At 59.8% G+C, this 24,682-nt stretch carries 12 protein-coding genes; 6 read left to right on the top strand and 6 right to left on the bottom strand.

The genetic code is table 11. The features are described from left to right. Positions 1-105: 105 nt before the first annotated feature. Positions 106-4,059, bottom strand: a complete 3,954-nt coding sequence (gene putA / locus KBP52_RS16205; protein ID WP_212620546.1) for a trifunctional transcriptional regulator/proline dehydrogenase/L-glutamate gamma-semialdehyde dehydrogenase — start codon at positions 4,057-4,059, stop codon at positions 106-108. Positions 4,060-4,516: 457 nt separating this feature from the next. On the opposite strand from putA, the gene putP reads away from it, so the two are divergent. From putP to rlmJ, 5 genes are all read left to right on the top strand, one after another. After that, on the top strand, positions 4,517-6,001 hold the full coding sequence (gene putP, locus KBP52_RS16200) for a sodium/proline symporter PutP (RefSeq protein WP_212620545.1): 1,485 nt from the start codon (positions 4,517-4,519) through the stop codon (positions 5,999-6,001). Positions 6,002-6,351: 350 nt separating this feature from the next. After that, a complete protein-coding gene (locus KBP52_RS16195; protein WP_212620544.1) occupies positions 6,352-8,367 on the top strand; it encodes a type VI secretion system tip protein VgrG in 2,016 nt (671 codons plus the stop codon). Then, the gene (locus tag KBP52_RS16190; protein ID WP_212620543.1) at positions 8,357-9,070 is read left to right on the top strand and encodes a DUF4123 domain-containing protein; all 714 of its coding nucleotides are present in this window, start codon (positions 8,357-8,359) and stop codon (positions 9,068-9,070) included. Before KBP52_RS16195 ends, KBP52_RS16190 begins: the two co-directional genes overlap by 11 nt. A gap of 320 nt (positions 9,071-9,390) precedes the next feature. Further along, positions 9,391-9,708, top strand: a complete 318-nt coding sequence (locus tag KBP52_RS16185) for a hypothetical protein (RefSeq protein WP_180698663.1) — start codon at positions 9,391-9,393, stop codon at positions 9,706-9,708. Positions 9,709-10,191: 483 nt separating this feature from the next. Next, the gene (gene rlmJ, locus KBP52_RS16180) at positions 10,192-11,031 is read left to right on the top strand and encodes a 23S rRNA (adenine(2030)-N(6))-methyltransferase RlmJ (protein WP_064117137.1); all 840 of its coding nucleotides are present in this window, start codon (positions 10,192-10,194) and stop codon (positions 11,029-11,031) included. Positions 11,032-11,160: 129 nt separating this feature from the next. Here the strand turns inward: rlmJ and msrA are convergent, their stop codons facing one another. The 5 genes from msrA to aceE form a co-directional block, all read right to left on the bottom strand. Next, positions 11,161-11,826 carry a peptide-methionine (S)-S-oxide reductase MsrA gene (msrA, locus tag KBP52_RS16175; RefSeq protein WP_105705958.1) on the bottom strand — a complete coding sequence of 222 codons (666 nt, stop codon included), beginning with the start codon at positions 11,824-11,826 and terminating at the stop codon, positions 11,161-11,163. A gap of 209 nt (positions 11,827-12,035) precedes the next feature. Beyond that, entirely contained in the window at positions 12,036-14,732 is a 2,697-nt protein-coding gene (locus KBP52_RS16170) for a GGDEF and EAL domain-containing protein (RefSeq protein ID WP_077570503.1), read from the bottom strand. Between the two features lie 252 nt (positions 14,733-14,984). Continuing rightward, positions 14,985-16,382, bottom strand: coding sequence for an alkaline phosphatase D family protein (locus KBP52_RS16165; protein WP_123593015.1), 1,398 nt, complete (start codon positions 16,380-16,382; stop codon positions 14,985-14,987). Between the two features lie 275 nt (positions 16,383-16,657). Next, on the bottom strand, positions 16,658-18,622 hold the full coding sequence (gene aceF / locus KBP52_RS16160) for a dihydrolipoyllysine-residue acetyltransferase (RefSeq protein ID WP_212620542.1): 1,965 nt from the start codon (positions 18,620-18,622) through the stop codon (positions 16,658-16,660). Between the two features lie 11 nt (positions 18,623-18,633). Beyond that, positions 18,634-21,279, bottom strand: a complete 2,646-nt coding sequence (aceE, locus tag KBP52_RS16155; RefSeq protein WP_007915682.1) for a pyruvate dehydrogenase (acetyl-transferring), homodimeric type — start codon at positions 21,277-21,279, stop codon at positions 18,634-18,636. 384 nt (positions 21,280-21,663) lie between these two features. Here aceE and glnE point away from each other — a divergent pair, with 384 nt between their 5' ends. Next, positions 21,664-24,603, top strand: coding sequence for a bifunctional [glutamate--ammonia ligase]-adenylyl-L-tyrosine phosphorylase/[glutamate--ammonia-ligase] adenylyltransferase (gene glnE, locus KBP52_RS16150; protein WP_212620541.1), 2,940 nt, complete (start codon positions 21,664-21,666; stop codon positions 24,601-24,603). Positions 24,604-24,682: the final 79 nt, after the last annotated feature.

Genomic DNA, 24,682 nt, shown 5'->3' with positions numbered 1-24,682 from the left:
TCAGACACATTTATTTTGACTGACAGACCGCTATCGCGAGCAGGCTCACTCCTACAGGGAAGTGCATTCCAGGCGACCGTTGCGGTCGCCTGGAGTTACAGCGGTTTAGCCGATGGTCATCAAGCTCGCATTACCACCCGCCGCAGCCGTGTTAACGCTCAACGCCCGCTCAATCACCAGGCGCTCCAAGGCAATGTTGGTCTCGCCCTGGGACAAGCCCTGAACCCCAACGATTGCGCCGGCACGCTTGGCAATCTGCTGGCAAACGCCGCGCAACTGGTCGGAATGGCCGTGATGCAGAACCGCATCGAACACCACCTCATCCTTGTTCCAGTCAGCAACCAGCTTGATCCGCGCCTGAATCTCCTTCGGCAAGCGTGCGAACAGTGCCTTGCTGATGTCGGATTCCGGCCATACCGCCGAACCGCCTACCGCCAGCACCGCAGCCAGTTGCGTCAGCAGATCACCTTCAACCTCGGCCAGGCAGAGCACGTGCTCGCGCGGCAGGATGGCGTAGCTGTTCTTCTCGCCGGTCGGGCCGGCCAGCACGCGGGTGATGCCGCTCTGCGATTGCGCAGCGTACTGCACGCACAGCGTGCTCAGGTCGGCGTACTTGTTGCTTTCAGCCCAGGCTTTCAAGGCATTCAGCGGTTTGCTCATGGCGTCGCGCAAACGAACGTCCGGAGCGATAACGGCATCACCGCGAGCGAAGGATTGTTCGATGGCGTCGGTAGGGCGTGTCGCCAGCAAACGGTACAGGTACAGCGGGCCACCGGCTTTCGGGCCAGTACCCGAAAGGCCTTCGCCGCCGAATGGCTGCACGCCGACCACGGCGCCGACGATGTTGCGGTTAACGTAGACGTTACCGGCATTGACGTTGTCGATCACCTTGGCGATGGTCTCGTCGATGCGCGTGTGTACGCCCAGCGTCAGGCCATAACCGGAAGCGTTGATCTGAGCGATCAGTTGATCGATCTCTTTGCGCTTGTAGCGCACCACGTGCAGCACCGGGCCGAAGATCTCGCGTTGCAGCTCGTCGAAGCTTTCCAGTTCGATCAGGGTCGGCATGACGAAGGTGCCGCGTTTGACTTCTTCGGTGTCAGCGATGGCCACTTGGTAGACGTTGCGACCTTTGTCGCGCATGCCCTGGATGTGCTTGTCGATGCCCGCCTTGGCTTCGGCGTCGATCACCGGGCCGATGTCCACGGACAGGCGCTCCGGGTTGCCGAGACGGCTTTCGGCCATGGCACCTTTGAGCATTTCGATGACGCGATCAGCGGAATCTTCCTGCAGGCACAGTACCCGCAGCGCCGAGCAACGCTGGCCGGCGCTGTCGAAGGCCGAGGACACTACGTCGATGACGACTTGTTCGGTCAGTGCCGAGGAATCGACGATCATCGCGTTCTGCCCGCCGGTTTCGGCGATCAGCGGAATCGGACGGCCCTGGCTGTCGAGACGGCCAGCGATGTTGCGTTGCAGCAGACGCGCGACTTCGGTAGAACCGGTGAACATCACGCCTTTGACGCGCTCATCGCCAACCAGGCCGGCGCCGACGGTTTCACCTCGACCCGGCAGCAGTTGCAGCACGCCTTCCGGAATCCCGGCTTCGAGCAGTAAGCGCACGGCTTGAGCCGCCACCAGCGGAGTTTGCTCGGCAGGCTTGGCCAATACCGGGTTACCGGCAGCCAGAGCGGCAGCGACTTGACCGCTGAAGATCGCCAGCGGGAAGTTCCACGGGCTGATGCACACCACCGGACCCAGTGGGCGGTGGGCGTCGTTGCTGAAATCGTTGCGCGCCTGCACTGCGTAATAACGCAGGAAGTCGACCGCTTCACGGACTTCGGCAATGGCGTTGGCGAAAGTCTTGCCGGCTTCGCGAGCCAGCAGGCCCATCAGCGGCTGAATCTCGCCTTCCATCAAGTCAGCGGCACGCTCCAGAATCGCGGCGCGTTCGGCGGGCGGGGTGGCCTGCCAGATCGGTGCGGCGTTCAGCGCGCATTGAATGGCGTTGTCGACGTCTTCGACGGTGGCTTCTTGAACGTGGCCGACCACATCACGGTGATCTGCCGGGTTCAGCACCGCTGCCGGCGTTTCATTGCTGGAAGCGCAACCGAGCATCGGCGCGGCTTTCCAGTCGTTGTGCGCGGTGGCGAGCAGGGCGCAGGACAGCGAAGCCAGGCGATGTTCGTTGGCCATGTCGATGCCGCTGGAGTTGGCGCGTTCGGCACCGTACAGGTCACGCGGCAGCGGAATGCGCGGGTGCGGCAGGCCGAAGCCACCTTCCACAGTCGCCATCTGCTCGATCTGCGCCACCGGATCGGCCACCAGCTCCTGAATCGAAATCGACTGGTCGGCGATGCGGTTGACGAACGAGGTGTTCGCACCGTTTTCCAGCAAGCGACGTACGAGGTACGCCAGCAGGGTTTCGTGGGTGCCGACCGGTGCGTACACGCGGCACGGACGGTTCAGCTTGCCGTCGGCAACTTTGCCTACAACTTGTTCGTAAAGCGGTTCGCCCATGCCGTGCAGGCACTGGAATTCGTACTGGCCGGGGTAATAGTTCTGACCGGCAATGTGGTAAATCGCCGACAGGGTGTGGGCGTTGTGCGTGGCGAACTGCGGGTAGATGACTTCCGGCACCGACAGCAGTTTGCGGGCGCAAGCGATGTAGGAAACGTCGGTGTACACCTTGCGGGTGTAGACCGGATAGCCTTCGAGGCCTTCGACCTGGGCGCGCTTGATTTCGCTGTCCCAGTACGCGCCCTTCACCAGACGGATCATCAGGCGATGACGGCTGCGGCGAGCCAGGTCGATCACGTAGTCGATCACGTACGGGCAACGCTTCTGGTACGCCTGGATGACGAAACCGATGCCGTTCCAGCCAGTCAGTTGTGGCTCGAAGCACAGGCGCTCAAGCAGATCCAGCGACAGTTCGAGACGGTCGGCTTCTTCGGCGTCGATGTTCAGGCCGATGTCGTATTGCTTGGCCAGCAGGGTCAGCGACAGCAGGCGCGGGTACAGCTCGTCCATCACACGCTCGTACTGCGCACGGCTGTAACGCGGGTGCAGTGCCGAGAGCTTGATGGAAATGCCCGGGCCTTCATAAATCCCACGGCCGTGGGACGCTTTGCCGATCGAGTGAATGGCTTGTTCGTACGACGCCAGGTACTTCTGCGCATCGTGTTCGGTCAGTGCCGCTTCACCGAGCATGTCGTAGGAGTAACGGAAGCCCTTGGCTTCGAACTTGCTCGCGTTGGCCAAGGCTTCGGCGATGGTTTCACCGGTGACGAACTGCTCGCCCATCAGGCGCATGGCCATGTCGACGCCCTTGCGGATCATCGGCTCGCCGCTCTTGCCGATGATGCGGCTCAGCGAAGAGGTCAGGCCCGCTTCGTTGTGCGTCGAGACCAGTTTGCCGGTCAGCAGCAGGCCCCAAGTGGCGGCGTTGACGAACAGCGACGGGCTGTTGCCCAAGTGCGGATGCCAGTTGCCGGTGCTGATCTTGTCGCGGATCAGGGCATCGCGAGTGCCCTTGTCCGGGATACGCAGCAGTGCTTCGGCCAGGCACATCAGTGCCACACCTTCCTGGGACGACAGGGAAAATTCCTGCAGCAGGCCCTGAACAATGCCTGCGCGACCGCCGGCACTTTTCTGGTTACGCAGTTTTTCCGCGATGGAGGCGGCGAGTTTGTTGGTGGCTTCAGCCATGGCTACCGGCAGGCGAGCCTGTTCGATCAGCATTGGCACCACTTCCGGCTCAGGGCGACGGTAGGCAGCGGTGATCGAGGCGCGCAGAACTGACTGCGGCAGGATGCTTTCAGCGAATTCGAGGAAGCATTGGTGGGCGTGATCGGTGTGGACTTCGCCCGCCTCATCGGCGTCCTTGGCGGTCAAACCGTTCAGCTCGGTCAGGGTTGCACCACCCTCGAGTTTTTCCAGGTAATTGAAAATTGCCTGCTTGATCAGCCAGTGCGGTGTGCGATCAATCGAGGTCGCGGCCGCCTTCAGGCGCTCGCGGGTCGGGTCATCGAGTTTGACCCCAAGGGTGGTGGTAGCCATATTTTTATCCTCATGGTTGCCACAGTTGCGTGGCATCAGCTGGCGGCAAGATTAGCCGTGCGCTGAGAGAGGTGCAACCGGGTGCAACCCTTTTTTTGTCGGAAAAATAAACGCTTCGTCAGGAATTATTTTCTGGTACGCAAATGCCGCACTTGCTTGGTGCTTTTACTTCTAGCAACACCCTCTGACTGCGCTAAAAGGGAGCAAAAACTGCCTGTTTCTCGGAATATCCGACTAGGTGCAACTAATTCGCGCGAAACTGGTTGCACCTTTTTTGGTTTGTTGCATAGCATTCGCGCCCTAGGTGCAACCGGGATAACCCGGTGCATCGGCTGGTGGCTTTCCTGGGGAAACATCAGTCCTAAATGCGCGGGATCTGAAATCGTCTGCCAAACGTCGTCGTTTGCGCGCGGTTCATCACCGCTGCTACATAAAAACAAAGCCAGGGCGTAACTTAATGAGCGTAAGCAATCCAACACTGATCACGTTCGTGATCTACATCGCAGCAATGGTGCTGATCGGCTTCATGGCCTATCGCTCCACCAATAACCTGTCTGACTATATTCTTGGCGGCCGTAGCCTGGGCAGCGTCGTCACCGCGCTGTCTGCCGGTGCTTCCGACATGAGCGGCTGGCTGTTGATGGGCCTGCCGGGCGCCATCTACATGTCCGGTCTGTCCGAAAGCTGGATCGCCATCGGCCTGATCGTCGGTGCTTATCTGAACTGGCTGTTCGTCGCCGGCCGTCTGCGTGTGCAGACCGAGCACAACGGCGATGCCCTGACCCTGCCGGACTACTTCTCCAGCCGTTTCGAAGACAAAAGCGGCCTGCTGCGCATCATTTCGGCGATCGTGATTCTGGTGTTCTTCACCATTTACTGCGCATCCGGCATCGTCGCTGGCGCGCGTCTGTTCGAAAGCACCTTCGGCATGTCCTACGAGACAGCGCTGTGGGCCGGTGCTGCAGCGACGATTGCCTACACCTTCGTTGGCGGTTTCCTCGCGGTGAGCTGGACTGACACCGTACAAGCCACGCTGATGATTTTCGCGCTGATCCTCACGCCGATCATCGTCCTGCTGGCTACCGGCGGCGTCGACACCACGTTCCTCGCCATTGAAGCCAATGACCCAAGCAACTTCGACATGCTCAAAGGCACCACTTTCATCGGCATCATCTCGCTGATGGGCTGGGGTCTGGGCTACTTCGGTCAACCGCACATCCTCGCCCGATTCATGGCGGCGGATTCGGTGAAATCGATCGCCAAGGCGCGTCGCATTTCCATGACCTGGATGATCCTGTGCCTGGGTGGCACCGTGGCCGTGGGCTTCTTCGGTATCGCGTACTTCTCGGCGCACCCGGAAGTTGCCGGTCCCGTGACCGAGAACCACGAGCGTGTGTTCATCGAACTGGCCAAGATCCTCTTCAACCCATGGATTGCCGGCGTGCTGCTGTCGGCCATTCTGGCCGCTGTGATGAGTACTTTGAGCTGCCAGTTGCTGGTGTGCTCGAGCGCCCTGACCGAAGACTTCTACAAAACCTTCCTGCGTAAATCCGCTTCGCAACTGGAGCTGGTCTGGGTCGGCCGCGCCATGGTGCTGTTGGTTGCACTGATCGCGATCGCCCTGGCGGCCAACCCGGAAAACCGCGTACTGGGTCTGGTGTCCTACGCTTGGGCCGGTTTCGGTGCTGCGTTCGGTCCGGTTGTGCTGATCTCGGTTATCTGGAAAGAAATGACCCGCGACGGCGCACTGGCCGGTATCCTGGTCGGCGCGATCACCGTGGTGGTGTGGAAGCATTTCGAGGTGATGGGTCTGTACGAAATCATCCCGGGCTTCATCTTCGCCAGCCTGGCCATCTACATCGTCAGCAAGATGGGCGAGCCGACCAGAGGCATGGTGCAGCGCTTCGAAGCAGCGGAAAAAGATTTCCACTTGAACAAGTGATTGTTCTGAGCTGAAGCTCACCCGAAAACGGCCCGTTTCCTACAGGAGACGGGCCGTTTTTTTGTGCCCATGTTTTCTCTGATTCACCGCGCTCCCCTGTAGGAGTGAGCCTGCTCGCGATAGCGGTGTATCAGTAACGAAAATGTTGACTGTCACACTGCTATCGCGAGCAGGCTCACTCCTACAAGGTTCGGTGGTGGTTTTGGAGACTTGTCTGTAGTTGAAGGCGCCGCTTTTTGCAGGTTTTTTCGTCAATGAGGGTAGGGCAAATCTGATTTTCCCGTCACCCATTCATCACCCCTTGCCCCTCATGCAGAATCGCCCGCCCTCACACTGCAGAGAGACATCGGATGTTCGCGCCTGCCAATCAACCGCGTTTCACGTTGACCCTCGAAGGCGCCCAACATGACCTCAAAGTCCTTGAGTTCACGGGCAAGGAAGCCATCAGCCAACCCTTTCGTTTCGAGCTGGAACTGGTCAGTGAGCGACCGGACCTTGACCTCGAAAGCCTGCTGCACTGTCAGGCGTTTCTGAGTTTTGATGCTCAGGGTTCTGGTGTTCATGGTCAGATTTATCAGGTCGGGCAGGGCGATTCGGGGAAACGTCTGACGCGCTATCACTTAAGCCTCGTGCCACGTCTGACGTATCTGGGACACCGCATCAATCAGCGGATTTTCCAGCATCAGAGCGTGCCGCAAATTGTTGCGCAGGTGCTTAAGGATCACGCGATCCTTCGGGATGCTTTCGAGTTTCGGTTAGGCAGCGAATACCCGGTTCGCGAGTATTGCGTGCAGTACGCCGAGAGCGATCTGGCGTTTATCCAGCGTCTGTGTGCCGAGGTCGGCATTCATTACCACTTTCAGCACAGCCCGCAAGGTCACCTATTGGTGTTCGGCGATGACCAGACCGTGTTCCCGCGTCTCGCCGAGTCGACGGTGTATCTGCCGGGCAGTGGCATGTCCGCTGGTGCGCCGGCAATCCAGCGTTTCAATGTTCGCGTGGAAACCCGCACCAGCGTGGTCAGCCGGCGCGATTACAATTTCATCAAGCCGCGACTGCAGTTGGAAAGTCGTGTCGACGCTGAGCAACGCCCAGTGCTGGAGGACTATCACTTCCCCGGACAATTCAACGATCGTGAAACCGGCAAGCATCTCGCCCAGCGGGCACTTGAGCGACATGTCGCCGATTACCGTCAGGCCGAAGGCATCAGCGACGAATCCGCACTGGTTTGCGGACATTTCCTGCAACTGACCGAGCATCCGCGCCACGACTGGAATGACCTGTGGCTGCTGACTGCCGTTGAACACCATGGCCGCCAGCCGCAAGTGCTGGAGGAATCGGTGACCAGCGATGGCGAGGGATTTCAGGGCTACCGGAATAGCTTTCTCGCCACGCCGTGGGACGTGTTCTTTCGCCCGACGCTGGGGCCGGAAAAACCACGCATGCCCGGTTATCAACCAGCGGTTGTGACCGGGCCGAAAGACACCGAAATCCACTGCGATGAGTACGGCCGGGTCAAGGTGCAACTGGCCTGGGATCGCGACGGTGAATTGAACGAGCATTCCAGTTGCTGGCTGCGCGTTGCCAGCGGTTGGGCCCATGACCGTTACGGCAGTGTGTTGATTCCGCGCGTGGGAATGGAAGTGCTGGTCGGTTTCATCGATGCCGACGCCGACAAACCTTTGGTCGTGGGCTGTCTGCCTAACGCCGCGACGCCGATCCCGCTGGATCTGCCGGCGGACAAGACTCGTAGTATTTTCCGCAGTCAGAGCAGCCCTGGCGGTGGTGGCTACAACGAACTGCGCATTGAGGATCGCAAGGGCGCCGAAGAAATCTACCTGCGCGCCCAGCGCAACTGGACGCAGCATGTGCTGAATGATCAACAGGTGCAGGTCGACAACCAGCGCAGCATCGTCGTCACCGGCACCGCCCGCCACGAGTTGAAGGCTGATGAGCAACGCATCACTCATGGTCAGCGGCAGACCGAAGTGAGGCAGGACGATCATCTGAGCGTGATCGGCGATCGGCATATTCGCGTGAGCAATCAGGCGATCAGCGCCAATGGGCAATTCCACGTCAGCGCCGGTCAGCAAGTGGTCATCGACGGTGGTGCGAGTGCGACGATTCAGGCGGGCGGGCAGTGGATCAACATCGGCCCCGGCGGCATTTTCAGCAGCGTGCCGATTGTTGTGGGTGGTGCGCCGATGGCGGCGATGAGTGCCGCGCCGGTTGTACCGGGATTGCCGGAGAAACTCGCCGCCGCGCCGGCTGCCATGCTCACCGCTGCACAAATCATGAGTTTCAAGGGTGATGCGCCATTCTGCGAAGAGTGTGAGCGTTGCAAGGACGGTCTCTGTGCAGCCTGATTTTCTTTTGCCTGCCGATTGGTTGGCGCGCGAACCTTTGCAAGCATCCGAGCAATTGTTCGCGGTATTCAGCAATGCCAGCGAGGCGAAGCCGCTTGAGGGTTGGCCAGACATGGCGAGTCCGATCTGGGCCGAGACGATCTATGCCGAGTGGGATGCGGTGATGCCTTACGTGGGAATTGTCGCTACTGACAGTGAGTTACTGCATTGGGTCGCCACTACCGAATCGCGGGATTGGGGATGGTTGGCGGTGTCTTCGGCGAGTCTTGAAGAGGTGCTGGCGCACTTTCGCAGCCTGACCCAAGTGCTGATGCCGGACGGCAAAACGGTGTTTTTTCGTTTTTGGGATGGGCGGTTTCTGTTGCCGATTTTGCAGGCCGATGAGGTGGGCGCGGCGCAGCTGTTCCCGCTGATCGGGCGTTGTTTGATCAATGGGCAGGCGCTGGAGGTTGGTGGCAGGGCGCAGGTTTCGGGGCGGATATTTCCTTGGTGGCAGGTGCCGGAATCGGTGTTGGCGCAGCAGGGTAATGACGTTCGAACGGCTAATGCGTTGCAGTGGTTGAGCGAAGAATATCCGGTTCTTTTCGAGGCCTTTCCCGAGGCGGTTTTGCGTTGCAAGGTGAGGCGGTTTTTTCAGGTTTCAATGTCGGAAGATTCGTCGCAATCGGCGTTACTGGCGTTTTTGCTGGCAGAGTCGGAGTGAGTTTTCGGGGCGAAGGTCTCGGACGATTCCTTCGAGTTGCGGCGGTTCATGACTGGTGGGGTTGCAGGGATAGTCTTTTCGTTGTCACTGCGAGAGTGGTGACAGGGTGTAGGAGCCCTCTACCTATGGTGCATCAGCGCTGTTGTTTGAATTGCGGCACGTAACTTGTGTGAGCAATGTCGTCAGCGGCGGCTGTGTGCGGGACACGCTTCGGCGTGGCCGAATTCCATGGGTCGGTTTCCTACTCCCGTGCACGGCTGCCACCCAATCCCGTAGGAAGGAATGCGGCAGTTCACTTTTACACTCTATGGAAGATAGAAATGACGACAATACGAACGGCTCCACCCTACGAAAAAATCATCCCCCATCCCGACAACCGCTTCATGGCCCTGACCGGCAATTGCAGCGACATGCCCACCCTGTTCATCGACACCCACGTGCCCCTCGACATCCTCATGGACGCCGCCAACCACCGCTTGCGCGCCGTGATCCAGGTGCTGGAAAACATGTGCATGCGCGGCTCGGTCGAATGCGACTCCGTCATCCTCAGCGACTTCGCCCAGCTCTGCGTGATCCCCTTGCGCGACGGCTGTGATGTGCTTGATGTCATCGGCAGGCGCCTGCGCAGCATGCCCTAAAAGCAAAGCCCCTCACCCTAGCCCTCTCCCAGAGGGAGAGGGGACTGACCGAGTTGTCTGGCTGATCTACGCCGACCTGCGACTTCAGTGGTGAACTTGGCTTGGCCAAGCCTGGGTGGTGGTGTTTTTTCGGGGGGGGGACTGACCGAGGTGTCTGGGTGATGTGCGCCGACTTGCGACTTCAGTGGTGAACTTGGCTTGGCCAAGCGTGGATATGCGTTGTTGTTTCGGGGGGGGGGGGGGGCTGGCCGAGTTGTCTGGGTGATGTACGCCGACTTGCGACTTTTGCGCTGATCTTCGCTTGGCCAAACCTGAGATCACGCCGATCTTTCAGGTCGATGTAACTCGCAAGATCACCACCGTCAGTCCCCTCTCCCTCCGGGAGAGGGCTAGGGTGAGGGAAAGGCTTTTGTCCGCTCAGCCGCCAACCCCTGACTTGCCGCCCGGTAAAAGGTAAACTTTGCGCCCTTCGCAGGAGCAGCCATGAATTATCGTCACGCCTTCCATGCCGGCAATCACGCCGATGTGTTCAAACACCTGACCTTGACCCGCCTCATCGCCCTGATGTCGCGCAAGGAGCAGCCGTTTGCCTATCTCGACACGCACGCCGGCATCGGTCTGTATGACTTGCAGGGCGATCAGGCGAATCGCACCGGCGAGTACCTGGAAGGCATCGCGCGCTTGTGGGAGCAGCCGGATCTGCCGGCGCTGACCGCCGACTACATGAAGGTGCTGCACGAGATGAACCCGGACGGCCAGTTGCGCTACTACCCGGGTTCGCCGGAGCTGGCGCGGCGCCTGACCCGCCCGCAGGATCGGGTGATGCTCAACGAGAAGCACCCGGAAGACGGCGTGCTGCTCAAGGACAACATGGCCGGTGATCGTCGGGTCAAGGTTCATCTCGGCGAAGGCTGGCACGTCGCGCGGGCGATGTTGCCGGTGCAGGAAAAGCGCGCGGTGATGTTGATTGATCCGCCGTTCGAACAGCTCGATGAAATGCAGCGTTGCGCGGCATCGTTGAAAGAAGCGATTGGCCGCATGCGCCAAACCGTGGCGGCGATCTGGTATCCGGTAAAGGACCAGCGCGCGTTGCGTCGGTTCTATCAGGATCTGGCCGGCACCGGTGCGCCGAAGTTGCTGCGTGTGGAATTGCTGGTGCATCCGCTGGATACGCCGAACAGCCTGAACGGCTCGGGCATGGCGATTGCCAATCCGCCGTGGGGGCTGGAGGAAGAATTGCGTGAGCTGCTGCCGTGGTTGTCGAAGAAGCTGGGGCAGACCCAGGGCGGCTGGCAGATGGATTGGCTGATTGCCGAGAGCTGATCAACGGCAAGATCAAAAGATCGCAGCCTGCGGCAGCTCCTACACTGTTCGGCGTCGTCCACCAATGTGCGGACGATCACTGATCTCCTGTAGGAGCGGCCGAAGGCTGCGATCTTTTGCTTTCAGGATTTAATTGCCTGCCAGGCTCGGTGGCATGCACACGCCGGTGCCGCCAATCCCGCAGTAACCCTCAGGATTCTTCGCCAGATACTGCTGGTGATACGTCTCGGCGAAGTACACGGTCGGCGCCTGTTCGATCTCGGTGCTGATCTCGCCCAGACCGGCTTTCGACAGCTCGGCCTGATAGGTCGCCTTGCTCTTCAGCGCCGCATCCAGATGCTCAGGCGAGGTCGCGTAGATCACCGAGCGGTACTGCGTGCCGATGTCATTGCCCTGACGCATGCCTTGCGTCGGGTTGTGCAGTTCCCAGAACATCGCCAGCAACTCTTCGTAGCTGACTTTTGCCTTGTCATACACCACCAGCACCACTTCCGCGTGGCCGGTCAGGCCCGAGCAGACTTCTTCGTAGGTCGGGTTCGGCGTGAAGCCGCCGGCATAACCGACGACCGTGCTGACCACGCCTTCACGCTGCCAGAAACGGCGCTCGGCGCCCCAGAAACAGCCCAGACCGAAGATCGCAAAATCGACGTCCTGGAAAAACGGGCCAAGCAGCGGGGTTTCTTCGAAGACGAAGTGCTTTTCAGGCAGGGTCATCGCGGTTTCGCGGCCGGGCAGAGCTTGTTCTTTAGTCGGGAGCACGTTTTTGTTCACCAGAATTTCCGAGCGCAGAACCATGATCGTTCCTCTCAGTCAGGATGGGATGTAAAAAGTCAGACCGCCAGTGTGCCGAATGATGCCCGGTTAATCACTACCCAAAATGTGCGGGTACTCGCACAACATTGTAGGAGTGAGCCTGCTCGCGATAGCGGTGGGTCAGTCAGAGGGTTTGTTGCTGACACACCGCTATCGCGAGCAGGCGAAGGCCTACAAGGGATTTGCGGTGTTTATAGGCACAACGGGCCGCGCGGGTAGCGCTTCAGCGCCTGGATCAGTTCGCCGCCGGGGATCGGCCGGTCAAACAGGTAACCCTGTCCGACATCGCAACGGTGGCGACGCAGGAACGCCAGTTGTTCGGCGGTCTCGATGCCTTCGGCCACGACCTTGAGTTTCAGGTTGTGCGCCATGGCGATCACCGCCGAGGTGATTTCCATGTCGTCCTGGTTATCGGGAATTTCGTGGATGAAGCTGCGATCGATCTTGATGATGTCGATCGGGAATTTCTTCAGATAGCTCAGCGACGAATAACCGGTGCCGAAGTCGTCCATGGCCAGGGTCAGGCCGAGACGCTTGAGCTGGTCGAGTTGCAAGTGCGTGTCTTCGGTGGCTTCCAGCAGCAGGCCTTCGGTCAGTTCCAGTTCGAGCAGATAGGCCGGCAGCGCTTCTTCCTTGAGGATGTTGGCGATGGAGGCGACCAGATCCGGGTCGGAGAATTGCTTGGGCGACAGGTTGATCGCCACTTGCAGATTGCCCATCCCGGCAGCAGTCAGCGCTTTGCTCATGCGGCAGGCCTGACGGGCGATCCACTTGCCGATCGGAATGATCAGACCGGTTTCTTCGGCGACGCTGATGAACTGGTCCGGGCGGATCATGCCGCGTTCCGGGTGATTCCAGCGCAACAATGCTTCCATGCCCAGCAGACGACCGCTGCGCAGGCACAGCTTGGGCTGGTAGAACACGTCCAGTTCGTTCTGGGTCAGGGCGCGGCGCAGGTTGTTCTCGACGAACAGTTTGTAACTGGCCTCGGCATTCAACGCTTCGGTGAAGACCTGCACCTGATGTTTGCCGTTGGCCTTGGCCTTGTGCAGTGCCAGACCGGCGTTGCGCATCAGCGTTTGCGGGTCGCGACCGTGCAGCGGCGCGCAGGCCAAGCCGACCGAACCGGTGACGCTGATCAACTGGTTGTCGACGAACATCGGCTTGTCGAGGGTCGCCAGCAACTGGTTGGCGATCTGCTGGCCGGTCGCCAGATCGGTATCGTCGAGCAACACCGCAAACTCGTTACTGGCGAACCGCGCGAGGCTGCCGCTCGGACTCAGGCTGTTGCGCAAACGCCGAGCGAGGCTGATCAGCAATTTGTCGCCAGTCTGGTGACCGAGGCTGTCGTTGATCCGCTTGAAGTTGTCGATGTCCACCAGCAACAGGCTGATCGGCGTATCGCTATCGCGGGCGAAGCGTTCGTCGAGATTGCGGATAAACGCCGGCCGGTTGCCGAGGTTGGTCAGGTTGTCGGTGTAGGCCAGACGCTCGATGCGCTGTTGCGCCAGTTTGGTCTGGGTGATGTCTTCGTAGATGCCGATGTAGTGCGTCAGCTCACGGTTATCGCCATAGACCTTGGAGATCGACAGCTGACCCCAGTACGGTTCGAGATTCTTGCGGCGGCTTTTGAATTCGCCCTGCCAGCTGTTGCTCTTGGCCAGCGCCGAAGGCGCGTCGAACAGCAGTTCACTGAGGTTTTCCAACGCCGGCAGCTCGGACAGGCGCTGGCCGTGAACTTCTTCGGTGGTGTACTGGGTGATCGCGGTGAAGCTCGGGTTGACGTACTCGACCACGCCGTCGCAATTGACCAGCAAAAACGCGTTGGCGCTTTGCTCGACTGCACGCTGGAACAGGTGCAGGGCGCTGGTGGCGGTGCGGCGGTTGTGGTTGTTGATGACTTGTGCGAACTGGTCGGCCAGCTCGCCGGCAAAGGCGATTTCGTCGGACTGCCAGGCGCGGGTGACGCCGGTCTGTTCCAGACACAGCACGCCGACCACTTGGCCATCGACGCGAATACTCGCATCGAGCATCGCGTTGACGTCGCGCGGGCGCAGGGCTTCGGCCATCTCGCGAGTGCGCGGATCGCGCATCGCGTTGTGTGCGTCGATGGCGCGGCTGCTGTGCAGCGCTTCCATGTAGTCGGGGAAACTGCTGATGTCGATCACGTCCGGTAGGATGTATTCCTGGGTCGCGCGGTGGTACGCGGAAATCGGCACCAGATGCTGGCCTTCGAGGTTCCACAGGCTGGCGCAGTCGATCTCATAGATATCGCAGGCGCAGCGGGTGATCAGCTCGGCGGCTTCCTGCAGCGAGTTGTGCGTGCTGTAACGCTGACGAGCGAGCAACAGAATCAAGTCCTGCTGGGCGCGTACGCGTTCCAAATGCTGCAGTTGTTCCTGCTGCGCCCGTTGGTTGAGTTCAAGGGCGATTTGCAGGCGCGAATTCTGCGTTTCGAGGTCAACGGAGGGCAGTGGCGGTGCTTCGTCGAAGACGTGATCGACCGCCAGCAGATAGCCGCGCAGCAGATGACGGTTGTGTTGTTTGTAGGCTTCGCCCAGTTCCAGAATGTTCAGCGCACCGGCAGCCGTGTGCAGGGTGTATCGCACCAGATAATGCGGGCTGGCGGTCAACTGTTGCTGGATCGCGTCGTGCAGTTGATAACGCGCTTCGGGTTCCATCAGGCTGGCGTAGGGTGAGCCGACCAGCGCGCAAAGCTCGACGGCCGGCTGACCGAACTGGCGTTCGCAGTTGGGATCGAGAAACAGCATGGCCCAACTGGCTTCATTCAAGCGCTCGAAACGCAGCATGCCGAGCCGCGAGGGCACAGGCAACTGCGTCACTACCTCGGCCGCCATACGGCTGGCGGCATCGGGTTGGCTCTTCATGAAGGGAACTCGCTTGGAAATATGCTGAACGCGCCGGGCTCGCGCCCTCTTTACTGTTGCCTGCGGCAAGGTTGCATCATTGCGGCACCGACTGACAAGAGAGATGAAGGCCAAGTGCTATAAGAATATGTCGGCTGCACTGAACATTTCTCCAGCCCGTGGCTGAAAAGAGCCAAAGATCGCAGCCTTCGCCAATATCTACAGGGCAATGCGCCCTCTGCAGGAGCTGCCGAAGGCTGCGATCTTCAAGGCTTAGCGCAGTTTTATGGCGATCGACTGCAGCTGTTTGCCATCGCGGTCGTGGTAATTGACCTGAATCTGCCCGGCCTCGACCACCAGGTGGGCGAAATTGTCTTCACTGACCACCGTGCTGCTCAGCTCATGTCGATAATCGCCGGCCGCCGTACGCACCAGCGGCTGATCAAGAATGAACGTGGACGCTTTGGCATACGGCAGCAGTTTGCTGTTGCACAGCGGTGAGGAGACCACGGTGTGGACTTCGAAATCCGGGTCTTCACTGTGACTCAGGCGAGCCGTCAGCGAGCCATGCACGTCCCCGGAGATGAACACGACATTCTTGATGCGCCGGGTGCGGATGGTTTCCAGCAGGCGCAGGCGCTGCTCGGGGAAGGCTTTCCAGGCGTCATCGCCGTTAAGTTTGCGATCCGGATAGAACATCACGCTGGTGACCACGAACTTGACCCGCGCCGTGCTGTGACTCAGCCATTTGAGCAGGGCCTGTTCCTGTGCCTCGTCGAGGATCCGTCGATCATCGCCTGACAAGTGGCGGCGGGTGCGACTGTCAGTGACAAACCATTCGATATCGCCGTCGCTGAATTGATACCAGTAATGCTCAAGTGTCGAGTGATCTACTTCGCCGTTAGTTGTCAGTGGGTGTGCCGGGCTGTGACTGGCCTGATACAACTCATAAGCGGCCATGGCGTTGCGATATAAATCGCCGTCGGACTTGCTCGCATTGGCGGGCCAGTTATCTTCGATTTCGTGATCGTCGAGAATCATGTAAGTCGAAGTGCCGGACATCAGTCGTTTTATATTCGGCTGGGAAAAAGCCGCGCGATACTTGCTTAGGATATCTTTATAGTCGCGATCCGGTGCAAGTAGATTCAAATCGTCGACGTAAATTTGATCGCCGGTCATCAATACCGCGCTGATCGGCGGTTGTATGCCTTCGATCACCTGATTGATGGACGCGAAGATACGATCGCCCAATTGCGGCAGGACGGCGACACCGGCGGTCATGCGCAGGTAGCGGCAGGAGCCGACGATATAGGCTCTGGGCTGCAGGACCTTGCTGGAGCGGGTGCGCAAGCGGTAGATCTCTCGCGGCCATTGCAGCGGCAGTTCAGCGACGCTGTCCGGCGTGTGCACCGGATTCATCGGACTGAACCAGCCGGCCTGATATTCATATTCGGTGTCGCTGCTCAAGTTGTTCAGGGCGAATACTTGCGACATATCGCGTAATTCGCTCAGGCGTGCGAAGTTGCCGTTCGACCATTGTTGTGTGCCGGAACTGCGAAAACGCACCCCGGCAAATACCGGCGCATTGTTGCGCCGCTCGCCACGCATGAATATGCGCGCATGATTAGTTGTAACGTGGCCGACAATCGGGCCGATAGTGGGTTTTAACATGTCGAATCCATTCGAATGAATTTTAATGAGTATGAGTTTTCGCGAAGTTTGCTTAGTTAAATTGGCTGCGCTTAGGTTAGTTGCGTGACGAATAAAAAAGATCGGCGCCAAGTCGACCAGGCTTGTGGCCGATATCAGCGCAACATGTGGGAAAAAGACCGGAAGGATTTTTCAGGCAAAAAAAAGCCCCGCCAAACTGACGGGGTTGAGGTACGAGCGTGTGGCGCTCGAAAGGGTGCAGCAATCGGCCCTCCGTTGCCGGAGGGCCGATCGAGTTACAGCAGGATCGTGCGGATGTCCGCCAGCAGGCTGCCCAGACGCTGGGTGAAGCGTGCGGCAGCGGCGCCGTTGATCACACGGTGATCGTAGGACAGCGACAGTGGCAGCATCAGTTTCGGCTGGAAGGCTTTGCCGTCCCAGACTGGCTGGATGGTTGCCTTGGAAACACCGAGAATCGCCACTTCCGGCGCGTTGACGATCGGCGTGAAGCCGGTGCCGCCAATGTGGCCGAGGCTGGAAATGGTGAAGCAGGCGCCCTGCATGTCGTCAGCGGTGAGCTTCTTGTCGCGGGCTTTGGCGGCCAACGCAGCCGCCTCAGCCGCAAGCTGCAGAAGGCTCTTCTGGTCGACGTTCTTGATGACCGGTACCAGCAGGCCATCCGGAGTGTCGACGGCGAAGCCGATGTTGACGTATTTCTTGCGGATGATCGCTTTGCCGCTTGGCGCCAGCGAACTGTTGAAGTCCGGCAGTTCCTTGAGCATGTGCGCGCAGGACTTGAGCAGCAGCGGCAGGATGGTCAGCTTGACGCCGGCCTTCTCTGCAACGGCTTTCTGCGCGACGCGGAAGGCTTCCAGCTCGGTGATATCAGCCGAATCGAACTGAGTCACGTGCGGGATGTTCAGCCAGCTGCGGTGCAGGCTCGACGCGCCGATCTGCATCAGACGAGTCATCGGCACTTCTTCGATTTCGCCGAAACGGCTGAAGTCGACGACCGGAATCGGCGGGATGCCCGCGCCACCGGTTGCGCCAGCAGCAGCGGCCGGTGCTTCCTTGGCCTTCTGCATCATCGCTTTGACGTAAACCTGCACGTCTTCTTTCAAGATACGACCGTGCGGGCCGCTGGCGCCGACCGCGTTCAGCTCGACGCCGAACTCACGGGCCAGTTGACGCACGGCTGGGCCGGCGTGAACTTTCGCGCCCGGCTTGGCCGGTGCGGCGGCTGGAGCGGCAGCAGGTGCAGCGGCAGCCGGAGCAGCAGCGGCAGGTGCCGGAGCGCTCGGAGCAGCAGCGGCGGCAGCTGGAGCCGGGGTAGCAGCAGGCGCTGCGCCTTTGACTTTCAGCTTGAGGATCAGGTCGCCGGTACCGACTTCGTCATCCAGCTTGATGGAAACGCTTTCCACCACGCCAGCGGCAGGCGATGGGATTTCCATGCTCGCCTTGTCGGATTCCAGGGTGATCAGCGACTGGTCGGCTTCAACGCTGTCGCCAGCCTTGACCAACACTTCGATGATCTTGGCTTTGCCGGCCGAACCGATGTCCGGAACGTGGATGTCCTGAACGCTGTCAGCCACCGGTGCAGCTGGAGCGGCTGCCGGAGCAGGCGCAGCGGCAGCAGCCGGAGCAGCAGCTTGAGCTGGAGCGGCCGCAGCAGGGGCCGCAGCACCCGCCACTTCCAGATCCAGAATCAGGTCGCCAGTGCCGACTTCGTCGTTGAGCTTGACGCTGATGGCCTTGACCACGCCAGCGGCAGGCGACGGGATTTCCATGCTCGCCTTGTCGGATTCGAGGGTGATCAACGATTGATCAGCTTCGACGGTGTCGCCGACCTTGACCTGAATCTCGATGATCTGCGCCTTGCCCGACGAACCGATGTCCGGCACGTGCACTTGCTGAACCGAAGCGGCAGCAGGGGCAGCAGCTGGCGCGGCAGCTGCAGGAGCGGCAGCCGGTTTGGCTTCAGCTTTTGCAGCCGGCGCAGCAGCCGGAGCAGGGGCCGCTTCAGCGGCGCCCTCGACTTCCAGCTCAAGCAGTTCGTCGCCTTCTTTCAGACGGTCGCCCAGCTTCACTTTCAGGCTCTTGATGACACCGGCTTTCGGGGCCGGCACTTCCATGCTGGCCTTGTCCGATTCCAGGGTCAGGATGCTCTGGTCGGCTTCGATACGGTCGCCGACCTTCACAAACAGTTCAATTACTTCACCTTCACCGCTGCCGATGTCAGGTACGCGAATGAGTTCGCTCACAAAATGTCTCCTCAGCAGTCCAGTGGGTTGCGTTTTTCCGGGTCGATGCCGAACTTGACGATGGCCTCAGCCACCACCTTAGGTTCGATATCACCACGGTCAGCCAGTGCTTCCAAGGCTGCCAACACCACGAAATGACGGTCGACTTCGAAGAAATGACGCAGTTTCTTGCGGCTGTCGCTGCGGCCGAAACCGTCGGTGCCGAGGACTTTGAATTCCTTCGACGGTACCCACTGACGGATCTGCTCGGCGAACAGTTTCATGTAGTCGGTAGAGGCGATGACCGGACCTTTACGGCCGTTCAGGCACTCTTCGACGTAGCTCAGCTTAGGCTTCTGGCCCGGCTTCAGACGGTTGCTGCGCTCTACAGCGAGGCCGTCGCGACGCAGTTCGTTGAAGCTGGTAACGCTCCAGACGTCAGCGCCAACGTTGAACTCTTCACGTAGAATCTTCGCCGCTTCACGGACTTCACGCAGGATGGTGCCGGAGCCCATCAGCTGGACGTGATGCGCCGCATCGCGAGTGTCTTCTTCGAGCAAGTACATGCCTTTCTTGATGCCTTCTTCGGCACCGGCCGGCATGGCTGGCTGCTGGTACGACTCGTTCATCACGGTGATGTAGTAGAAGATGTCCTGTTGCTCTTCGGTCATCTTCTTCATGCCGTCCTGAATGATCACCGCCAGCTCGTAGCCGTAGGTTGGATCGTAGGTGCGGCAGTTCGGGATGGTTGCAGCCAGCAGGTGGCTGTGACCGTCTTCGTGTTGCAGACCTTCACCGTTCAGGGTGGTCCGGCCGGCGGTGCCGCCGATCAGGAAGCCACGGGTACGGCTGTCACCAGCGGCCCAAGCCAGGTCGCCAATACGCTGGAAGCCGAACATCGAGTAGAAGATGTAGAACGGCAGCATCGGCTGGTTGTGGCTGGAGTACGAAGTACCGGCAGCGATGAACGAGCTCATGGCGCCTGCTTCGTTGATGCCTTCTTCAAGGATCTGACCTTTCTGGTCTTCCTTGTAGAACATCACCTGGTCTTTATCGACTGGCTCGTAGAGCTGGCCGACGGACGAGTAGATGCCGAGCTGACGGAACATGCCTTCCATACCGAAGGTACGGGCTTCGTCCGGGATGATCGGAACGATGCGCGGGCCGATTTCCTTGTCCTTCACCAGTTGCGCGAGGATTCGCACGAACGCCATGGTGGTGGAAATTTCACGGTCGCCGGAACCGTCAAGGATGGCCTTGAGGGTGTCCAGATCCGGAGTCGGCACGCTGAAGCTTTGTGCGCGGCGCTGAGGCACGAAACCGCCCAATGCAGTGCGACGCTCGCTGAGGTAGCGGGCTTCGGCGCTGTTTGGCTCTGGCTTGAAGAACGGCAGGTTCTCCAGCTCTTCGTCCTTGACCGGGATGTCGAAACGATCGCGGAACAACTTCAGGCTGTCGACATCGACTTTCTTGGTGTTGTGCGCAGTGTTTTTCGCTTCGCCGGCACCGGTGCCATAACCCTTGATGGTCTTGGCCAGAATGACGGTTGGTTGTTCTTTGTGGTTGACCGCTTCGTGGTAAGCCGCATAGACCTTGTACGGGTCGTGGCCGCCACGGTTGAGTTTCCAGATCTCGTCGTCGGACAGATCAGCAACCATCGCCTTGAGTTCTGGCGTGTTGAAGAAGTGTTCACGGACGAACGCGCCGTCTTTGGCTTTGTAGTTCTGGTACTCGCCGTCGATGACTTCGTCCATACGACGTTGCAGGATGCCGTCGACGTCTTTGGCCAGCAGTGGGTCCCAGAAACGGCCCCAGATGACTTTGGTCACGTTCCACTGAGCACCGCGGAACACGCCTTCGAGTTCCTGGATGATCTTGCCGTTGCCGCGAACCGGGCCGTCGAGGCGCTGCAGGTTGCAGTTGATGACGAAGATCAGGTTGTCGAGCTTCTCGCGGCCGGCCAGGGAGATGGCGCCCAGGGATTCCGGCTCGTCGCACTCGCCGTCGCCCAGGAAGCACCAGACTTTCTGTTTGCCCGGCTGGATGAAACCGCGGTGTTCCAGGTACTTCATGAAGCGTGCCTGGTAGATCGCCTGGATCGGGCCCAGACCCATCGATACGGTCGGGAACTGCCAGAAGTCAGGCATCAGCCAAGGGTGTGGGTAGGACGACAGGCCCTGACCGTCGACTTCCTGGCGGAAGTTGTTCATCTGGTCTTCGGTGATGCGGCCTTCCATGAACGCACGGGCGTAAACGCCTGGCGAGGTGTGGCCCTGGAAGTAGATCAGGTCGCCGCCGTGTTCGTCGGTCGGGGCCTGGAAGAAGTAGTTGAAGCCGATGTCATACAGGGTCGCACTGGAAGCGAAGCTGGAGATGTGACCACCCAGGTCAGAATCTTTCAGGTTCGTACGCATTACCATGGCCATCGCGTTCCAGCGTACCAGCGAGCGAATGCGGCGTTCCATGAACAGGTCGCCAGGCATGCGTGCTTCGTGGGTTACCGGGATGGTGTTGCGGTAAGGCGTGGTGATGGCGTAAGGGAGCTGCGAGCCGCTGCGGGTCGCGAGTTCGCCCATACGGGTCATCAGATAGTGAGCACGGTCTTCGCCTTCTTTGTCGAGAACCGATTCCAGGGCGTCCAGCCATTCCTGGGTTTCGACGGGATCGAGGTCTTGCATGGCTTGCTCCAGGGCGGAAAGGCTTCCAGAATCGGTTGCCTGAGTTTGCGACTGGCCTTGTGGGCAGACGATTTAAAATTCTTGGATTGCCGATAGGTTGTTCCGGCGGCGTGTAGTTTTACTACAAATCTTCCGGCATTTCAGCCTTTCGAATGTATAGACGAGTAGTAAAACTACAGAAGAATGGCTTGTGGCCTCCGGCTGCGTTGTGAGAATAATCGTTAAGGTTGGTCTTTTACCATCCGAAAAAGGTGAAACTTTGATGTTCGCTGCCAAAGAGAAAGAAATTTCAGCTATTTCTAACTTTTGTTCGACAGTCCTCCGGGTAGCGGCTTTTCACCAATCACTACAAGCGGCCATTTACACGCCGATCAAGGATAGACCATGACCCTGCCCGTGCTTGCCGAACTGCCCGCCATTCTCCTGCCGTTGGTCACTCGATCCGAGCAGTCGTTCCGTACGGCTGTCGCCGCGCTGGAAGACGATCACGGCTTGGCGAACTGGACGCCAGAGCGCTGGGCGCAGTTCGCCCGCGTCACCGCTGCCAGCGAATTCGTCATTGAACAGAGCGTTCGTGACCCTTTGATGTTGCTTGCGCTGGTGCAGTCCGGCGAACTCGACCGGGCCTTTGCGCCGGGTGAATTGTGCGCGCAGATTGCCGCCGCGGTGAACGCCGCCCAGAGTGAAGACGAACTCGGTCGCGCCTTGCGTCGTCAGCGTGCTCGCCATCAAGTGCGAATCATCTGGCGTGACCTCACGCGTCAGGCCGATCTGGTGCAGACCTGCCGCGATCTTTCGGACATGGCCGACGCGACCATCGACCAGGCTTATCAATGGTTGTACAGCCGCCATTGCGAACAGTTCGGTACGCCGACCGGCCGCCGCAGCGGTGAGCCGCAGCAAATGGTTATCCTCGGCATGGGCAAGCTCGGCGCCGTCGAGTTGAACCTGTCTTCCGACATCGATTTGATCTTCGCTTACCCCGAGGGCGGTGAAACGGTGGGCGTGAAGCGCTCGCTGGATAATCAGGAATTTTTCATTCGCCTCGGCCAGCGCCTGATCAAGGCGCTGGACCCGATGACCGTTGACGGTTTCGTCTTCCGTGTCGACATGCGCCTGCGCCCGTACGGCTCGTCCGGCGCGCTGGTGCTGAGCTTCAATGCGCTGGAGCAGTATTACCAGGATCAGGGCCGCGACTGGGAACGCTACGCGATGATCAAGGCGCGGGTGGTGGCCGGCGATCAGGTGGCGGGCGCGCAGTTGCTCGACATGCTGCGCCCGTTCGTTTACCGCCGTTACCTCGACTTCTCGGCGATCGAAGCGCTGCGCACCATGAAGCAGTTGATCCAGCAGGAAGTGCGGCGCAAGGGCATGGCCGACAACATCAAACTTGGCTCGGGTGGCATCCGTGAGGTCGAGTTCATCGCTCAGGCCTTTCAGTTGATCCACGGTGGCCGCGACTTGAGCCTGCAACAGCGTCCTCTATTAAAGGTGCTGAGTACGCTGGAAGGGCAGGGCTATCTGCCGCCGGCAGTGATCAGTGAATTGCGCGAGGGCTACGAATTTCTCCGTTACACCGAGCACGCCATTCAGGCGATCGCCGACCGCCAAACGCAGATGCTGCCGGATGGCGCGCAGGATCAGGCGCGCATCGCCTTCATGCTCGGCTTCGTCGGTTGGGATGCTTTCCACGAAAAACTGATGTTCTGGCGCGGTCGTGTCGCTTGGCACTTCGCTCAGGTGATCGCCGATCCCGATGAAGATGAAGGCGCCGAAAGTGAAGTGGTGGTCGGCGGTGAATGGCTGCCACTGTGGGAAGAGGCGCAGGACGAAGAAGCGGCGTGCCGGCAGTTGGAGGAGGGTGGTTTTGCTGACGCGAGCAAAGCCCTGAAAGCGCTGGCCGGATTGCGCAGCAGCCCGCAATTGCGCGCGATGCAGCGGTTGGGGCGTGAGCGGCTCGATGCGTTTATTCCGCGTCTGTTGGCGCAGGCAGTTGAGCACGCCAACCCGGATCTGGTACTTGAACGTGTGCTGCCGCTGGTTGAAGCAGTGGCTCGGCGTTCGGCTTATCTGGTCTTGTTGACGGAGAACCCCGGTGCGCTGCGGCGCTTGCTGACGTTATGCGCGGCGAGCCCGTGGATCGCAGAGCAGATCACTCGCTTCCCGCTGCTGATGGATGAATTGCTTAACGAAGGGCGTTTGTTCAAACCGCCCTTGGCGCCAGAGCTGGCCGCTGAATTGCGCGAGCGGCTGACGCGGATTCCCGAAGATGACCTCGAACAACAAATGGAAGCCCTGCGCCATTTCAAACTGGCGCACCGCTTGCGCGTCGCTGCTTCGGAAATCGCCGGCAGTCTGCCGCTGATGAAAGTCAGCGATTACCTGACCTGGCTGGCCGAGGCGATTCTTGAGCAAGTGCTGGCTCTGGCCTGGCGCCAGACCGTGGCCAAGTACGGTACGCCGCTGCGCACCGACGGCACATTGTGCGATCCCGGCTTCATCATTGTCGGTTATGGCAAGGTCGGCGGTCTGGAACTGGGGCATGGTTCGGACCTGGACCTGGTGTTTATCCACGACGGCGATCCGCAGGCGGAAACCGATGGGCCGAAGTCGATCGATGGCGCGCAGTTCTTCACGCGACTCGGGCAGCGGATCATTCACCTGCTGACGGCGCAGACCAACTCCGGTCAGCTCTATGAAGTGGACATGCGTCTGCGCCCATCCGGTGCTTCAGGGCTGTTGGTGAGTTCGCTCGGCGCGTTTGCCCGCTATCAGGAAAATGAAGCCTGGACGTGGGAGCATCAGGCTTTGGTGCGTGCGCGGGTGCTGGTCGGCAGTCAGGATGTCGGTCAGGCGTTCGAGAAGGTTCGTGCCCAGGTGCTGGGCAAGCCGCGTGATCTGGCGAAGCTGCAACAGGAAGTCAGCGAGATGCGCGCAAAGATGCGCGACAACCTCGGCACCAAGAGCACCGCAGCCGGGACGGCAGCAAATGCCTTCGACGCCACGGCGCCATTCGACCTCAAGCAGGACGCCGGTGGTATCGTCGATATTGAATTTATGGTGCAATACGCGGCTCTGGCGTGGTCGCAAAGCCACCCGCCACTGCTGCGCTGGACCGATAACATCCGCATTCTGGAAGAGCTGGAGCACGAAGGGCTGATGCCTGCCGAAGATGCCAGCCTGTTGCGCGAGGCCTATAAAGCCTACCGCTCCGCCGCCCACCGGCAGGCCTTGCAGAAGGATGCCGGGGTGATACCGGGCGATCAGTTTGTCGAAGAACGGCGGCAGGTTTTGCGGATCTGGCGTGAGTTGGGGCTAAGCTGATAGCGCGCCAATGAAGGCAATGAGATTCAAAGGTGGGAGCGAGCCTGCTCGCGAAAGCGAAGTGTCAGTCAACATCAAT

This window comes from Pseudomonas sp. SCA2728.1_7, assembly GCF_018138145.1.
Taxonomy (GTDB): Bacteria; Pseudomonadota; Gammaproteobacteria; order Pseudomonadales; family Pseudomonadaceae; genus Aquipseudomonas; species Aquipseudomonas koreensis_A.
The sequence above is the reverse complement of the archived record's forward strand: the minus strand, read 5'-3'. Positions and strand labels throughout refer to the sequence as shown.

Coding starts and splice junctions, on each gene's coding strand:
- KBP52_RS16165 (WP_123593015.1), bottom strand. CDS start 16,382: ATGTTAAAACCCACTATCGGCCCGATTGTCGGCCACGTTACAACTAAT.
- glnE (WP_212620541.1), top strand. CDS start 21,664: ATGACCCTGCCCGTGCTTGCCGAACTGCCCGCCATTCTCCTGCCGTTG.
- putA (WP_212620546.1), bottom strand. CDS start 4,059: ATGGCTACCACCACCCTTGGGGTCAAACTCGATGACCCGACCCGCGAG.
- KBP52_RS16185 (WP_180698663.1), top strand. CDS start 9,391: ATGACGACAATACGAACGGCTCCACCCTACGAAAAAATCATCCCCCAT.
- aceE (WP_007915682.1), bottom strand. CDS start 21,279: ATGCAAGACCTCGATCCCGTCGAAACCCAGGAATGGCTGGACGCCCTG.
- KBP52_RS16170 (WP_077570503.1), bottom strand. CDS start 14,732: ATGAAGAGCCAACCCGATGCCGCCAGCCGTATGGCGGCCGAGGTAGTG.
- msrA (WP_105705958.1), bottom strand. CDS start 11,826: ATGGTTCTGCGCTCGGAAATTCTGGTGAACAAAAACGTGCTCCCGACT.
- rlmJ (WP_064117137.1), top strand. CDS start 10,192: ATGAATTATCGTCACGCCTTCCATGCCGGCAATCACGCCGATGTGTTC.
- KBP52_RS16195 (WP_212620544.1), top strand. CDS start 6,352: ATGTTCGCGCCTGCCAATCAACCGCGTTTCACGTTGACCCTCGAAGGC.
- putP (WP_212620545.1), top strand. CDS start 4,517: ATGAGCGTAAGCAATCCAACACTGATCACGTTCGTGATCTACATCGCA.